At 36.2% G+C, this 14492-nt stretch carries 18 protein-coding genes; 17 read left to right on the top strand and 1 reads right to left on the bottom strand.

The genetic code is table 11. The annotated features are described in order from the left end of the window. Window positions 1-15: 15 nt before the first annotated feature. Window positions 16-231 carry a hypothetical protein gene (locus AC1DKZ_RS27935; protein WP_476997499.1) on the top strand — a complete coding sequence of 72 codons (216 nt, stop codon included), beginning with the start codon at window positions 16-18 and terminating at the stop codon, window positions 229-231. Between the two features lie 143 nt (window positions 232-374). Further along, window positions 375-677, top strand: a complete 303-nt coding sequence (locus AC1DKZ_RS27930; protein WP_476997498.1) for an HNH endonuclease signature motif containing protein — start codon at window positions 375-377, stop codon at window positions 675-677. 1 nt (window position 678) lies between these two features. Here AC1DKZ_RS27930 and AC1DKZ_RS27925 read toward each other — a convergent pair whose 3' ends face one another. Then, window positions 679-822: a ribbon-helix-helix domain-containing protein gene (locus tag AC1DKZ_RS27925; RefSeq protein WP_476997497.1), complete on the bottom strand. Its 144-nt coding sequence runs from the start codon at window positions 820-822 to the stop codon at window positions 679-681. 100 nt (window positions 823-922) lie between these two features. Between AC1DKZ_RS27925 and AC1DKZ_RS27920 the strand changes: the two genes are divergently transcribed. The 15 genes from AC1DKZ_RS27920 to AC1DKZ_RS27850 all read left to right on the top strand — a co-directional run bounded on the left by AC1DKZ_RS27920 (window position 923) and on the right by AC1DKZ_RS27850 (window position 14481). Beyond that, the gene (locus AC1DKZ_RS27920) at window positions 923-1810 is read left to right on the top strand and encodes an HNH endonuclease (protein ID WP_476997496.1); all 888 of its coding nucleotides are present in this window, start codon (window positions 923-925) and stop codon (window positions 1808-1810) included. A 131-nt stretch (window positions 1811-1941) separates the two neighbouring features. Next, window positions 1942-2316, top strand: coding sequence for a hypothetical protein (locus AC1DKZ_RS27915; RefSeq protein ID WP_476997495.1), 375 nt, complete (start codon window positions 1942-1944; stop codon window positions 2314-2316). Beyond that, window positions 2313-4001, top strand: coding sequence for a terminase large subunit (locus AC1DKZ_RS27910; RefSeq protein WP_476997494.1), 1689 nt, complete (start codon window positions 2313-2315; stop codon window positions 3999-4001). The genes AC1DKZ_RS27915 and AC1DKZ_RS27910 overlap by 4 nt, the downstream gene beginning before the upstream one ends. A 15-nt stretch (window positions 4002-4016) precedes the next feature. Next, window positions 4017-5237, top strand: coding sequence for a phage portal protein (locus AC1DKZ_RS27905; protein WP_476997493.1), 1221 nt, complete (start codon window positions 4017-4019; stop codon window positions 5235-5237). Further along, window positions 5203-5787: an HK97 family phage prohead protease gene (locus AC1DKZ_RS27900; RefSeq protein WP_476997492.1), complete on the top strand. Its 585-nt coding sequence runs from the start codon at window positions 5203-5205 to the stop codon at window positions 5785-5787. The genes AC1DKZ_RS27905 and AC1DKZ_RS27900 overlap by 35 nt, the downstream gene beginning before the upstream one ends. 13 nt (window positions 5788-5800) lie before the next feature. Next, window positions 5801-6964 carry a phage major capsid protein gene (locus AC1DKZ_RS27895; protein WP_476997491.1) on the top strand — a complete coding sequence of 388 codons (1164 nt, stop codon included), beginning with the start codon at window positions 5801-5803 and terminating at the stop codon, window positions 6962-6964. A 36-nt stretch (window positions 6965-7000) separates the two neighbouring features. Beyond that, a complete protein-coding gene (locus AC1DKZ_RS27890) occupies window positions 7001-7291 on the top strand; it encodes a hypothetical protein (protein WP_476997490.1) in 291 nt (96 codons plus the stop codon). A gap of 2 nt (window positions 7292-7293) precedes the next feature. Continuing rightward, window positions 7294-7566: a head-tail connector protein gene (locus AC1DKZ_RS27885; RefSeq protein WP_476997489.1), complete on the top strand. Its 273-nt coding sequence runs from the start codon at window positions 7294-7296 to the stop codon at window positions 7564-7566. Then, window positions 7563-7862 (top strand): phage head closure protein, encoded by a 300-nt coding sequence (locus tag AC1DKZ_RS27880; protein WP_476997488.1) that lies wholly within the window; start codon window positions 7563-7565, stop codon window positions 7860-7862. Before AC1DKZ_RS27885 ends, AC1DKZ_RS27880 begins: the two co-directional genes overlap by 4 nt. Then, window positions 7855-8211 carry an HK97 gp10 family phage protein gene (locus AC1DKZ_RS27875; RefSeq protein ID WP_476997487.1) on the top strand — a complete coding sequence of 119 codons (357 nt, stop codon included), beginning with the start codon at window positions 7855-7857 and terminating at the stop codon, window positions 8209-8211. The genes AC1DKZ_RS27880 and AC1DKZ_RS27875 overlap by 8 nt, the downstream gene beginning before the upstream one ends. Further along, window positions 8208-8537, top strand: coding sequence for a hypothetical protein (locus AC1DKZ_RS27870; RefSeq protein WP_476997486.1), 330 nt, complete (start codon window positions 8208-8210; stop codon window positions 8535-8537). Before AC1DKZ_RS27875 ends, AC1DKZ_RS27870 begins: the two co-directional genes overlap by 4 nt. Beyond that, entirely contained in the window at window positions 8538-9110 is a 573-nt protein-coding gene (locus AC1DKZ_RS27865; protein WP_137059801.1) for a major tail protein, read from the top strand. Window positions 9111-9114: 4 nt separating this feature from the next. Beyond that, a complete protein-coding gene (locus tag AC1DKZ_RS27860) occupies window positions 9115-9477 on the top strand; it encodes a hypothetical protein (protein WP_476997485.1) in 363 nt (120 codons plus the stop codon). Window positions 9478-9718: 241 nt separating this feature from the next. Next, complete coding sequence (locus tag AC1DKZ_RS27855; protein WP_476997484.1) at window positions 9719-13675, top strand: tape measure protein; 3957 nt, start codon at window positions 9719-9721, stop codon at window positions 13673-13675. Further along, window positions 13672-14481 (top strand): distal tail protein Dit, encoded by an 810-nt coding sequence (locus tag AC1DKZ_RS27850; RefSeq protein WP_476997483.1) that lies wholly within the window; start codon window positions 13672-13674, stop codon window positions 14479-14481. Before AC1DKZ_RS27855 ends, AC1DKZ_RS27850 begins: the two co-directional genes overlap by 4 nt. Window positions 14482-14492: the final 11 nt, after the last annotated feature.

Genomic DNA, 14492 nt, shown 5'->3' with positions numbered 1-14492 from the left:
GGAGGAATTAGACAAATGAAACTAACTAAACAAGAACAAGCAGTAGTAATAGGGAGGTTAATTAATAACATCCTTGGAGTGGAATTAGCAAAGGAACGTATTGATCCAAATAAGCTAGAAAAAGCTGTATCAATGTACAACGAAATGAACGACAATACAACAACTAAAGAAACGCGAGAGGCGCTTATCAGTGTGTTAGATAAAACTATTGATGAGTTTTTGAAGGAGTAGACAAAAAAAGAGGACGAAACTTGTTGGCTTTCAAGTCTCGTCCGATGACAATGTTAACCTTATTATAACAACTTGTATTTATTTGTAAATAGATAGTTTAAGTTTTCTAATAAATTAAATAGGGATTACCGTGGGGTGGGTGAATGGCTAAAGATTACAGTCGGAAGTTCTACAAATCAACAGCATGGAAGAAGTGCAGAGAGTCATACTTTAACTTCAGGCATGGGTTGTGTGAAAGATGTAAAGATCCAGGGAAGATTGTTCACCATAAGAATTACATTACACCTGAGAATATTAATGATTCAGAGATTACGTTAAGCTTCAGTAACTTAGAGCTACTGTGTCAGGATTGTCACAACCGTGAACATCATGAGAAGAACAGTCCTGTTGTTGAAGGGGTGATGTTTGATGAGAATGGTGATTTGATACAAAAAGAACCACTATAAATTAGCGGTCTTTGTTCATTTCAGCCATTTTTTCTTTTATTGCAGTTTCAACTATCCTAGATTGTGGAATCATTGTTTCTTCTGATAGCTTTTTTAACTGTTCGATTAATTCTTCATCAAATGTAAAAGTAATTCGTTTTTTCATATTATCACCTCAATTACAATATACGTTATTTATATTGTAAATGCAATACTTTTGCGATACAATATAAGTATGGTAAGATATTGCATAAGGTGGTGGGGAAATGTTAAATGAACATACAATTAAAAGAATGATAGAACTTAGAATATCCGGTATGAGCACAAATGCCATAGCTAAAGAGCTTAATGTATCTCGTAAGTCAGTGAGATATCATTGCACAAAACATAATCTAGGAGGGGTTATCGCTCATAATCCTTTTGTGGATGAAGCCTATGATAAATTCATAAATGGATTTAACAGCAGACATGGTGATAGGTTCATTTATGTATCTGGGTTTAAAGGGAGCGAATCTCCAGTATTAATAAAGTGTAGGGATTGTGGTAATAAGTTTACAAGAAGCGCGCAGATAGCTAGGAAAGATAAACTATTGACATGTGATAACTGTAAGTCTTTATTAATTAAACAAAAGGCACAAGAAAGAGAAACACAAAGAGAAACACAAAGAGTTATAAAAGAAAAGGAAAAGCAACAGTCACTACTTATTAAACAGCAAGAGAGAGACAAAGCTTTAATTGCTTCATGTCAAGAATGTGACAATACATTTAAAGCTAATAGGTTAGGCGTTAAGTATTGTTCTGATACATGTAAGAAGAAACATATCAACAGAGTGAAAGAATTAAAAAGAAGAAAGATGATATCAATCAATGGTGATATAGATAATGATATATCTCTTGAAAGGTTAGCCAAGATTGAACATAACGTTTGTTATATATGCAGTGATAAGTGTGATACAAATGACTACACAATAACGAACGAAGGATACTTTGTTGTTGGTGCTAGTTATCCATCGATAGAACATGTAATACCAATAAGTAAAGGTGGCACGCATACATGGGATAACGTTAGGTTAGCACATCACTATTGCAATACAATTAAAAGCAATAAAGATATTTACAAAGAGCCGAACGGACAACTAAAGCTAACAATTTGAAAGGAGCTACTCCCCCCTGGGTCAGCTTCTTTTTTAATGCCCAATAAGGACCGATGAGGAAGCTTCATGTAACACACAGGTCATTTCGCGTGACCCCCCTACCCCAAAACGAAAGAAACGAGGTGTTATTGATGGCGATAAAGAAAGAGTTAACAAAAGAAGAACGAGTTAAGAAGGAAATAAACAGACTTAAACGGATATATAAAGAAATGCCAAAAGATACCCTCTTGGTAGTAGAGGGGCTAATTGTTGAGGCAGCAGACTTGCGAGTTCGATTGGAAGATATTCGAAAAGACCTTGATGAGAATGGGTATGATGAACTTTTCTCGCAATCAGAGAATCAAGAACCATATGAAAGAGAACGACCGCAAGCGCGTCGTTATATTTCTATGAATAAAAGTTACCAAACTATAATGAAGCAGTTGGGCGATTACATACCTAAACCAGATCCAAAGAAAAAAGAAGAAATTGATGATGAATTTGATAAGTTTGTGCAGAAACGATGAGAAAACAATATCCATTATCACATAACCCTATAATAGAGTATTACAATAAAATCGAATCCGGTGAAATTGTAGTAGGCTATAAAGTTAAACGTATTTATAAGAAGCTTGTGGATGATGTTTATAACGATGATTCAGAGTATGAATACGACCCTAATCGAGCCAATCATGTTATTGAATTTATCGAAAATTTTTGTAAACATAGCAAAGCGAAATGGGCAGGGAAACCAATTGATTTAGAACTTTGGCAACAGGCTTTCTTGGCTGCCACTTTTGGTTTTGTTCATAAAATTGATGGAACCAGAAAGTACCGAGAAGCATTTTTAGTGGTTGCACGTAAAAATGGTAAGTCTACACTTTCGTCTGGTATATGTTTGTATCTACAAGTTGCAGATGGTGAAGGCGGATCAGAAGTCTATGCAGTAGCAACTAAAGAACAACAAGCGAAAATCGTTTGGTCAGAATCCAAAAGAATGGTTAAAAAGTCACCCGTTCTGTCAAAGAGAATAAAAACTTTAGTTAAAGAATTAACTGCTGATTTTAATGACAGTGTGTTTAAACCGGTTGGTAGTGATAGCGATACATTAGATGGTCTTAATGTTCATGGAGCTTCCTTGGATGAAATTCATGCATGGAAAGATAAGAATTTATATGACGTAATTGTCGATGGTACGTCGGCACGTGAGCAACCATTGATTCTTATGATTACAACAGCCGGAACAGTAAGAGAATCAGTTTATGATATGAAGTATGATGAAGCGGAAATGTTACTGAATGGATTAGATGATGAAGAGGGATATAAAGATGATCGTTTTCTACCTGTTATTTATGAACTTGATAAAAGGGAAGAATGGACTGACAAAAGCAAATGGGGTAAGGCTAATCCGGGTTTAGGTACTATAAAGAAAATAGATAATCTCGAGACGAAGGTTAATAAAGCTAAAGCTAATTCGCTTTTAGTTAGTAATCTATTGACTAAAGACTTTAACATTCGTGAAACATCATCGGAAGCATGGTTAACATTTGAACAATTAAATAACTTAGCTTCTTATAATATCAATGAACTAAAACCTTCGTATGGAATTGGTGGTTGCGATTTATCTTCAACAACCGATTTAACAGCAGCGAAGGTTATTTTTATGGTTTCTGGTGACCCGCATATATACGCTAAACAGATGTACTGGCTTCCAGAAGATTTGTTAGAAAAACGAAGTACAGAAGATAAAATACCGTATAATCGTTGGCATGACTTAGGGTTACTAAGGACTACTCCTGGCAATTCAGTTCATTATAAATATGTAACGGAATGGTTCTTAGAAATTCGTGATGAATATGGTATTTACTTGCCATGGATTGGTTATGACCGATGGAGTGCGAATTATTGGGTTGAGGAAATGGAAGGGTATTTTGGTAAGGAAGCTATGATTCCAGTTGCACAAGGTAAACAGACATTATCAAGCCCAATGAAGCTTTTAGGAGCTGATTTAGAATCAAAATTGATTAACTATAACAATAATCCTATCGACAAATGGTGCTTGTCTAACACCGCGGTTGATATTGATAAGAATTTAAACATCCAACCAAATAAAACAAAGAACCAAAGACGTCGTATTGATGGTACAGCAGCACTTTTAAATGCGTATGTAGTTCTTCAAGAAAAGCGAAATGATTACCTCAATATGATTTAAGAAGGAGGTGAGAAATTGGGGTTATTTGATAAGATATTCGGAAAGAAACAAGCTTCATCTGCAAAAAGTTACAATCGTTATGAAATGATTAGCGATACTGGGGGCGGTTTTTTTTCTTGGAGTGGAGATATTTATCAGAGTGATATAATTCGCGCCTGCATACGCCCTAAAGCTAAGGCTGTTGGTAAGTTAGTTTCCAAACACATCAGGGATAATAAAACGGAATTCAAAGTTAATCCAGAGCCATACATTAGGTTTTTATTAGAAGAGCCCAATCCATTGATGACTGGTCAAATGTTTCAAGAGAAAATGACAAATCAATTAGAACTGAATCATAATGCCTTTGCTTATATTAAACGAGATGACTTGGGCTATGCCTCTGAAATATATCCTATACCTTGTACAACAGTTGAGGTTGTTGAAGGGACATATGGAGATATCTTTTTGAAGTTTTACTTTAGAAACGGAAAACAAATGACTGTTCCATATACTGATGTAATTCATTTGCGTAAAGATTTTAATGAAAATGATTTCTTTGGAGAACATCCTGGTAAAGCGTTGTCGCAATTGATGGAAATTGTAACGACTACCGATCAAGGAATTGTTAAAGCGATTAAAAACAGCGCTGTAGTAAAGTGGATTCTTAAATTTAAATCGGTATTGAAACAAGAAGATATTGATATGCAGGTTAAAAACTTTGTTAATAACTATTTAAATATCGCAAATGATGGTGGCGCAGCTTCTTCTGATCCACGATATGATTTAGAACAAGTTAAACCTGAAGCCTTTGTTCCAGATTCAAAACAAATGCAAGAAACAGTTCAGCGTATTTATAACTTCTTTAATACAAATGAAAAAATCATTCAAAGTAAATACAACGAAGACGAATGGAATGCATATTACGAATCAGAGATAGAACCATTGGCTATGCAGCTTGCTGGAGAATTCACCAGGAAGCTTTTTTCACGTAAAGAAAGAGGATTTGGGAACAAAATCATCTTTGAATCTTCTTCTCTTCAATATGCTTCAATGAAAACGAAGATGGATCTTGTTCAAATGGTAGATAGAGGAGCGCTAGTGCCGAATGAATGGAGAGCGATTCTTTCTCTTGGACCAATAGAAGGCGGAGATAAACCAATTCGCAGATTAGATACAGCGCTAGTTAAGGAAGGAAATGTTACTGATAAAGGAGGTGATGATAATGAACAAAACGGAAAAGAGGGAACTACTGAGTAGTGCTCTTGAAATTAGAGAATCTGAAAATGGTATTCGAACAATTGCTGGATATGCAGTTAAATGGGAAATGAAATCCGTAACGATGGGATATTGGCAACGATTCAAAGAACAGTTTAAAAAAGGTGCTTTTACAGATTCTTTAACTCAAGATGATCAGTTAGCGTTATGGAGCCATGACACCTCACAGGTGTTAGGAAGAACTAAGAATGGGACCCTACGCTTATTTGAAGATGAAGTTGGTCTTCGATTTGAATTAGATTTAGCTGATACAACACTTGGTGATGATACGTACAAAACGATTAAACGCGGTGATGTTGACGGTGTTTCTTTTGGGTTCCAAATGGCGAAAGAAGAATGGGATGAGTCAGATCCAGACAATGTAGTTCGTAGTGTGACAAAAGCTAAATTGCTTGAAATTAGCCCTGTTGCATTTCCAGCTTATCCTGATTCTCAAGTATCAGCTAGAAGTCATGATCCATATAAACAATTCGTAAACGAAAGAAACCAAACTGAACTACGTAAAAAACTAATTTTAAAAACTTACTTATAAGGGAGAGATTTATTTGAAAACATTAAAAGAAATTTTAGCTAGAAAAGCAGAAATCCGTTCTTTACTACAAGGTGATCAAGAGGTAGACTTAGCAGCATTTGAAACTGAATTACGTGAACTTGACGAAGCGCAAAAACAAATCGAAACTCGTCAGCGTTTACTGAAAGAAGCGGAAGTTATTAATAATGCTGAACCAGAAACACGTACAGTAGTAGAAACATTTAATAATGAGCCGCCACAACAAAATGTGGAGTTAGAAGCTTCAGAGAAACGTGGACAAGCATTGATGGAAAATCGCGCTGTGACTGTAGGAAGTGGAAATGTAGTACTACCAAAACATAGTGCTTCAGATATTCGACCTACATTTAATGAAGTTTCTACACTAATTGATCGCGTATTAACAAAAACATTAAAAGGTGGAGAGAGCTACCAACAACCATACCTCGAAAGCTATGGTGAAGGTGATTATACAACTGAAGGTAGTGATTACGCTAATGCCGAGACAAAGTTTGGATATGCTGATATTACTAAAGCTAAAATTACAGCATACTCTGAAGATACTGAAGAGCTTCAAAAACTACCTGCAGCTGATTATGATAACGAGGTAATGAAAGGTATCACTGTAGCAACACGTAAGAAAATCACTCGTGAAATCCTTATTGGAACAGGTGCTACAAATCGTCTAGTTGGTATCTTCTCAACAGCAGCTAAAGCAATCGATGCAGCGACAGACTTATCAATTTCTAAAATTGACGCTTCTACATTAGATGAAATTATCTACAGCTATGGTGGCGATGAGGATGTTGAAGATGCAGCGGTATTAATCTTAAATAAAAAAGATTTAAAAGCATTCGCTAAACTTCGTACAGATGATGGCAAAAAGGTTTACAACGTTGTATCCAATGGTAATTATGGAACAATTGATGGCGTACCGTTTATTATCAATAGTGCTTGTAAAGCGGTATCTGATGCAGCAACAACAGCTGGTCAATTCAATATGGCTTACGGCCCACTATCAAACTACCAACTTACTATCTTCTCTGATATGGATGTACAACGTTCAACTGACTTCAAATTCAAGCAAGGTATGATCGCTCATAGAGGTTCAGTATTTGCTGGTGGTAATGTAATTTCTAAAAATGGATTCTTACGTGTTAAAAAAGCGGCTACTGTTTAATAGCCGCTTTTTCATATGAAATAAGGAGGTATGTTTATGTCTGAAAATAAAACGCAAGAATTCAAGGTAATTACAGCGTTTCGCGATAAGTTCTCCTATGTGCATTATAGTGTTGGAGAATCATATAAAACAGATGACCAAGAAAGAGTAGATTTCCTACAAAAAGAAGGATTCTTGGAAACTGAGCCACTTGATGGTTACAAACCCGTCGTCCCTGAAATTGTCCATGTAGGTGGCGGATACTATGAGCTTCCTAATGGGGAAAAGGTTAAAGGAAAAGAAGCAGCGCTTAAAGCGTTAGAAGAACTCGAACCAGTTGGTGAATAAACATGATGCTTGAAGTGGTAAAGAAGGCATTGCGTGTCTCACATAATGCTTTGGATGATGAAATTGATGATTTGATTGAAGCGGCCCGAACTGATTTGAAGATATCAGGCGTTTCTGGTTTTAAATCAAATGATGATACAGATCCGTTAATTAAACGAGCAATAATTATGTATGCAAAAGCTAATTTTATTGCTGACGTTAAGGAAGCAGAGCGATTCCAATTATCGTATAACATGCTTAAGAATCATCTTACTTTAGCGGGTGATTATAAATGAACGATATTGTACACTTCCCAATAGTTACAGTCATTGAAGATGAATTAGGACAAAAAGAGGAAGTAAGAACGTTTAATAGACAAGTATTTTGTGAAAAGAAATCTGTTCCACAATCAGAATTCTTTCAAGCTGGTCAAAGTGACATTAAAGCGAGTTGTGTTTTAATCGTCCATGTTCTTGATTATCAAGAAGAACGTGAAGTTAAGTACCGCGAAAAAGAATATAACATATACCGCACATACGAACGTGAAGATGAAAAAATCGAATTGTACTGTGAGGTGGTATCTGGTGGCTAGTATCGATAGTCTAGCAAATGATATTGCTAGAGAACTACAAAGGTATGGAAAAGAAGTAGAAGAAAAATTAGAAGTTGAAAAAGAAGGAGTTGCAAATGATCTAGTAAGTGACCTGGAAGAGAATAGCCCTAAAAATACAGGTAAATACGCGAAGGGATGGCGTAAGAAGAAGGAAGGCAATGGTTTTATTGTCCATAACGCATTAAAGCCTCAGCTTACACACTTATTGGAGAATGGGCACGCGCAGGTAAATGGAGGTCGTGTACCAGCTAAAGTTCATATTGCTCCAGCTGAAGAAAAAGCAGTAAATGAACTTTCAGAGCGAGTTGAAAGGGCGATTCAACAATGAATTTAATTGAATTAAAGAAGATTTTAGATGCTACAGGTTATCCTGTGGCTTATTCGCATTTCACGGCTACAATAGGCAATCCCGTACCTAAACCGCCTTTCATTTGTTATCTTGTGACTGGTTCACCAAATATGATTGCTGATAGTAAAGTACATTTCAAAATAAACGATGTAAACATCGAGCTTTATACAGCAAAAAAAGACTTGGTTGCAGAAGCCAAACTTGAAAAAGTATTAGATGACAATGAGATCCCTTACGAGTCATCTGAAATTTATATAGATTCCGAGAAACTATTTCAAAAAATATATGAAACGAGGTTGATATAAATGAATGAAAACAAAGTTACTTTTGGTCTAAAAAATGTACATTATGGTGTAATTTCAGAAGATGAAACAGGAAAAATCACATTTGCTAAGCCAGTGAGATTGCCTGGTGCAGTAGAAATGAAGCTAGATCCGAAAGGTGAACAATCAGACTTCTACGCTGATGACATGAACTATTATACAGAATCAAGTAATCAGGGATATGAAGGTACTTTAAATCTCGCTAAGCTTACAGAAGCTTTTCGTACTGACGTATTAGGTGAAATTTTAGATGAAATAGACAAGGTAATTTCAGAAGTTTCAAATGCAAAAGTGAAAAGAATTGCTTTAATGTTTGAATTTGATGGAGATGTAAAAGCGACACGTCATGTACTGTATAACGTATCTGTATCTCGTCCTGGCTTTGGTTCTTCCACAAAAAGTGATAAAACAGAGCCGAATACAACAGAATTAAAGTTCGTAGCATCACAACATCCAGGAACATTAAAAGTGAAAGATTCAACAACAGTAGGTACACCAGCAGGTATTTATGATGCATGGTATACAAAAGTATATGAGAAAGTCGTGGGGGCGTAACTAGATGGAAAAAACAATCACAATTGATGAGAAAGATGTGCTTTTGAAAAGTACCGCTGGCACGGCAATTCGCTATAAGGCGCAATTTAGACGTGATATGTTTGCGGATATCCTTGGTTTAGGGGTACTTTCTTCATATATCTCAGCTGATGGTGACCAAAGTAATATTGACCTTTCACAAGTTGATTTAAGTAAATTAGATTTTGAAGTTATTTATAACTTAGTATGGGCATTTGCTAAAACAGCAAATAAAGAGGTTCCAGATCCGCTAACTTGGCTTGATACATTCGGAGAATTTCCGATTGCTGAAATTATCAATGAAATTCAAGACTTAATTAAAAGTACGGTTCAGTCAAAAAAAAAATAACAGAAAATGAACAAGGGCAAGGGCGTAACAATGGTGAAGGTGGATTTTCCGTTGATACATTCCTTGCTCTTTGTTATTCATGCAAACTCTCAAAAGAAGATTTAGAAGATATGACTATAGGTGATTGTTTGGATTATATCGATGAGTATGTTGAATTGCGAAATCCGAAGAAAGAACAAGAAAATTCAAGAACAGCTACACAAGATGACTTTAACAATTTCTAAGCAAGCGAGGTGATAACATGGCAGGAAGAATTAAAGGGATAACGATAGAAATCGGCGGGAACACTCAACCGTTACAGAATGCTTTAAAAGATGTAAACAAACAAAGTGAAGCTGTAACTAAAGAATTAAAAGATGTTGAACGACTTTTGAAGTTCAACCCAGGTAATATTGAGGCACTTTCTCAAAAACAACAATTACTTACTCAACAAATTGAGAATACAACGAAAAAATTAGATAGTTTAAAGTCAGCTCAACAGCAGGTTCAAGCACAATTTGAAAGTGGCGCAATTAATGAAGAACAATATCGAGCGTTTAGACGTGAAATTGAATTTACAGAAGGGCAACTTAATGGATTCAAAAACAGTCTTGCAGGATTAAAGGCTGAGCAAGAAAAAGCAGCAAGTTCAACAAGACAATTAGAGACTTTATTTAGCGCCACAGGAAAAAGTGTTGATGATTTTGCGGATGCATTAGGGAATCGTCTTGTGAATGCAATTAAAAATGGTACGGCATCAAGTAGGCAATTAGATCAGGCAATTGAGCTAATTGGAAGGGAAGCGCTTGGAGCTGAAGCGGATATTGGGAAGTTACAACAGGCACTTCGTTCTGTTGATGATGGTAATTCTATTCAAAACATCAGAAACGATTTAAATCAACTTTCTCAAGAAGCAGAGGAAGCGGGCGAAAGCGTTAAAGGATTAGGCGTTGAATTAGAAAACGTAGTAGCTGGAATAGGTGCGGGTCTAGGGCTTAAAGAAGTGATCGAACAGTCTCTAAACATGGATGAGTTAAAGACTAAAATCGATATTACTTTTGATGTTCCAGAATCATCAAAAAGAACTGTGGAAGACGCGGTCAGAACTGTTACAGCTTATGGCAGTGATGCAGAAGAGGCTTTAGAAGGTGTACGTCTACAATGGGCCTTAAATAAGGAAGCGTCTGATGAATCTAATGCGGCGGTAGTAAAGGGAGCGGCTGTAGTTGCTAATTCATATGCAGGTATTGACTTTACAGAGTTGATACAAGAAACGAATGAAGTCGGCAGTGAATTAGAAATTTCAAATGAAGAAGCATTAGGTTTAGTTAATTCACTTTTAAAGATAGGATTTCCACCTGGACAACTTGATATTATTGCTGAATATGGCGCTCAACTAAGACGGGTTGGATATACGGCACAAGAAGTACAAAGTATCATGCAAAGTGCAGCTAAGGAAAAATCTTGGAATATAGATAACTTACTAGATGGTTTAAAAGAAGGACGTATTCGGGCTGTTGAAATGGGACGTGGATTAAACAACAGTATGAAAGATGCTATCCGTGATGTTGCGGATGATACTGAAAAAATGTCTGATGAACAGATATCAGCGATGCAAAAAGGATTTGCTAAACAAGAATCTGCACTTGCGAACTCATTTAGTAATCAAGAAAAAGCACTTTCTAAAAGCCATAGTCAAAGACAGAACGTATTAGCTAAAAGTCTTGATGCTGAATACAATGCAGTTTCTAAAAGTTATGAAAATCAACAAAAGAGTTTAGAGAAGAAACTTAGTGCTGAATATGATGCAGCATCAAAAAATTATGATAGACAACAAAAAGCACTTGAGAAGTCACTAGATGCGGAAGTTAAAGCATTTGAAAAGTCTTCTGAACAGAAATTAAAGCTCATCGATAAAGAATACATGGAACGCATGAAATTAATCGATGAGGAAAAATACAATCGTCTTAAAGCGGTAGACGATCAAATTAATTCTTTGGATGCAAAAACAGCAGCTGAAGATAAATATTTTAAAGACCGTGAGAATGCTGAAAAACGTGCTGATCTAAAAGTTAAAATAAGCAAAGCGAAAAATGAAGAAGAACGACAGGCGGCAATCAAAGCATTGCGAGATCTCGAAGAGAAAATGCAGCTTGATAAAATACGTGAAGAACGTAAAAATCAGCTTGATAGATTAAAGGAAGAAAAAGACGGTATCAAAGAAGCATCTGACGCAAAGAAAGAAGCACTGAAGTCAGAGATTGATAGCCGAAAAGAGCAAGTTAAAGAACAAATAAACAACGAAAAGGAAGCTCTGAAAGAACGACAACAAGAACAAAAAGAAGCTTTCCAGCAAAACAAACAAGAGAACTTAAAGTCAATTAGTGAATCAAATAAAGCACAACTTGATTCATTAAGAGAAGTCAATCAAGCGAACTTATCGTCTTTAAAAGAAAGTCAGAATAACCGCAAACAAGCGTTAAGTGAACGTTTAAGTGATGAAATGGACGCTGTTCGCGAATCACATAGAGCCGAGTTAGAATCTTTTAAAGAAATGAATGCAGAGAAACTTGAGCTTGCGAAAAATCCACCTGATAGCGCAGCTGTAAAAGAAATATTCTCTCAACTGGAAGGTTGGGGTAAGGCTATTGCTAAAGGTGGAGAAGAAGGTAAACAAGCATTTGTAGATATGATTAAATGGCTAAATGATATCGATGATGCCGCTTTACGTGAAGCGATAGGCGTACAGATTTTTGGCACAATGTTTGAAGATCAAGGGCAAAAAATCATAGATACAATATTAAAAACCGAAGGTAAACAAGCGGACTTAAAACAAGGCATGGATGATTTACAACAATCTGTAAGTAAAACAGACGCTACAGCAATTGTTAAATTGAAAGAAGCAATGAATGAATTACTATTAGCTCTTAAGCCGGTATTACTTGTAATTGCCGATGTAGTTTCCGCTTTTGCCGGTTTTATTTCAGCTCATCCAGTGTTAGCAGCCGCTATTGCAGCCATAGTCACTGTATTAGGGATAGTTATTGGTTTGTGTGCAGCTCTTGCTCCATTAATATTCCTAGCTACAGCTGGAACAATGACTTGGGCGGGAGCTTTGGGTGTTTTAACAGGGATTCTTGGCTTTATAACCGGTCCAATTGGTTTAGTGATTGCCGCCGTCGCAGGCCTAATTGCCATATGGGTATTATTCGGCGACAAAATCATGGCTATATACAATGAATATTTCAAGCCTACAATAGATCAAATAGTATCCATGATTACGGAAACCTTAAAGCCTGTTTTTGAACAAGGATTTGCAATTATAAAAGATATTGTTCAAGATGCGTTTGCAATTATACAACGTTATTGGAATGAAATATTAGCACCTGTTTTTTCACTAATTGGTTCCGTTATCAAAACAGTTCTTTTACCAGCTTTTAAATTTGTATTCACCGCTATTGGTAGTGTTGTATCGGATGCATTTAGTGGGATAAAAATGGTGTGGGATACAGTGTTAAAACCAATTCTAAATGGAATTATCGATTTTATTTCAGGTGCCTTCACAGGAAACTGGGACAAAGCTTGGAGAGGAATTGTACAAATTTTTGAAGGGGTTTTCAACGGCATTAAAGCGGCAGCCAAAGCACCATTAAATGCTGTAGCATCTATGATCAATGGATTGATTGAGGGGATTAACGGCATAGAAATGCCAGATTGGGTTCCATTCGTCGGTGGAAGAAAACCAAATATCCCTACAATCCCAATGTTAGCAACAGGTGGACATGTTCTCGGAGATGGTTCATTTATTGCTGGTGAAGCTGGACCAGAGTTATTTACCAAGAGAGGTAATCGTGTATCTGTTACGCCTTTATCATCAAATGAAAAATCACTTGGTATTACTGGTACTATGAGCCGATTAATTGGAGATATGAGTTATTCGATGGCTAGTTCTATGAAAGAGTTATCCGGTTTAAAAAGTGTCATGAGCAATGTATATGGCAGCATGGCTAACAGCTCACAAGCAATGAGTAGAAATGCTATTCAAAGTAATGTGGACGGAAATTCCTCTTCAAATGCAAATAAATCAGATTCATATAACTTTGCTGACATGTTTAGGGGATCTACATTTGTGGTTAGGGAAGAAGCCGATGTGCAAAAGTTAGCAGTAGAATTAGGGAAACATATTAAGACATCAGGGAGAAAGGTGGGACAACTGTGAGTTTAACGATAGACGGAAAACGAATAAGTGAACTTAAATTAGCTCTTTTACCAGGATTCCAACATCCAGCAGCTCCACCAGTTCGTAACTACACAGTTTCTATACCTGGTCGTCCAGGCGCTTATTACTTTGGTTCAGATATAGATCCTATGGAGTTTAACCTGCCTTTACTTGTTAAACCGCAAGAAAGTAGATTTGAATTAGCGACAGCTATCAGAAAAATGATAGCTGCCTTTATTGACCATTACGGTAAACCAAAAGAAGTGAAGTTAATTTATGATTACGAGCCTGATAAATATTATCTAGCTAGATATAGTGGTTCAATGCCAATCGAGCGTTATTTAAGTATGGGTAAGTTTGAATTACCTATGATAGCTTATGATCCTCATGCTTATTCCATTGTAGAAAGCACTGAAGATGTATTGTGGGGAGATAATATTCCATTTATGTCAGATATTCTTCTTGGTGGTAGCGATTCTTCTTTTGTTATAACCACACCACAGAATTTAAGTGTCAAAAATGCAGGTTCGAAAGTATCACGACCAGTGGTAGAAATATCGGGAAGCGCAACATCCTTAACTCTCACTATAAATGGCGAGAGTTTTTCTTTTGGGACATTTACTAATTCTTCATTTGTAATTGATGGAGAAAGATATGCAGCGATTAAGGATGGAAGTAATTTCTTATTCCAATTAAAAGGGGATTTAGAAAAGTTAGAGTTGAAACCAGGCGCAAATGTAATACGAATAGGCGGTTCAAACCTAGATATAAACATTGCATTTAAATACCGCGCTAAATATATATAAGGTGGTGGAAT

It is taken from the genome of Bacillus sp. 05T21, assembly GCF_056396785.1.
The sequence above is the reverse complement of the archived record's forward strand: the minus strand, read 5'-3'. Positions and strand labels throughout refer to the sequence as shown.

Coding starts and splice junctions, on each gene's coding strand:
- AC1DKZ_RS27890 (WP_476997490.1), top strand. CDS start 7,001: ATGTCTGAAAATAAAACGCAAGAATTCAAGGTAATTACAGCGTTTCGC.
- AC1DKZ_RS27915 (WP_476997495.1), top strand. CDS start 1,942: ATGGCGATAAAGAAAGAGTTAACAAAAGAAGAACGAGTTAAGAAGGAA.
- AC1DKZ_RS27885 (WP_476997489.1), top strand. CDS start 7,294: ATGATGCTTGAAGTGGTAAAGAAGGCATTGCGTGTCTCACATAATGCT.
- AC1DKZ_RS27880 (WP_476997488.1), top strand. CDS start 7,563: ATGAACGATATTGTACACTTCCCAATAGTTACAGTCATTGAAGATGAA.
- AC1DKZ_RS27910 (WP_476997494.1), top strand. CDS start 2,313: ATGAGAAAACAATATCCATTATCACATAACCCTATAATAGAGTATTAC.
- AC1DKZ_RS27925 (WP_476997497.1), bottom strand. CDS start 822: ATGAAAAAACGAATTACTTTTACATTTGATGAAGAATTAATCGAACAG.
- AC1DKZ_RS27860 (WP_476997485.1), top strand. CDS start 9,115: ATGGAAAAAACAATCACAATTGATGAGAAAGATGTGCTTTTGAAAAGT.
- AC1DKZ_RS27900 (WP_476997492.1), top strand. CDS start 5,203: ATGAACAAAACGGAAAAGAGGGAACTACTGAGTAGTGCTCTTGAAATT.
- AC1DKZ_RS27855 (WP_476997484.1), top strand. CDS start 9,719: ATGGCAGGAAGAATTAAAGGGATAACGATAGAAATCGGCGGGAACACT.
- AC1DKZ_RS27920 (WP_476997496.1), top strand. CDS start 923: ATGTTAAATGAACATACAATTAAAAGAATGATAGAACTTAGAATATCC.
- AC1DKZ_RS27870 (WP_476997486.1), top strand. CDS start 8,208: ATGAATTTAATTGAATTAAAGAAGATTTTAGATGCTACAGGTTATCCT.
- AC1DKZ_RS27930 (WP_476997498.1), top strand. CDS start 375: ATGGCTAAAGATTACAGTCGGAAGTTCTACAAATCAACAGCATGGAAG.
- AC1DKZ_RS27865 (WP_137059801.1), top strand. CDS start 8,538: ATGAATGAAAACAAAGTTACTTTTGGTCTAAAAAATGTACATTATGGT.
- AC1DKZ_RS27935 (WP_476997499.1), top strand. CDS start 16: ATGAAACTAACTAAACAAGAACAAGCAGTAGTAATAGGGAGGTTAATT.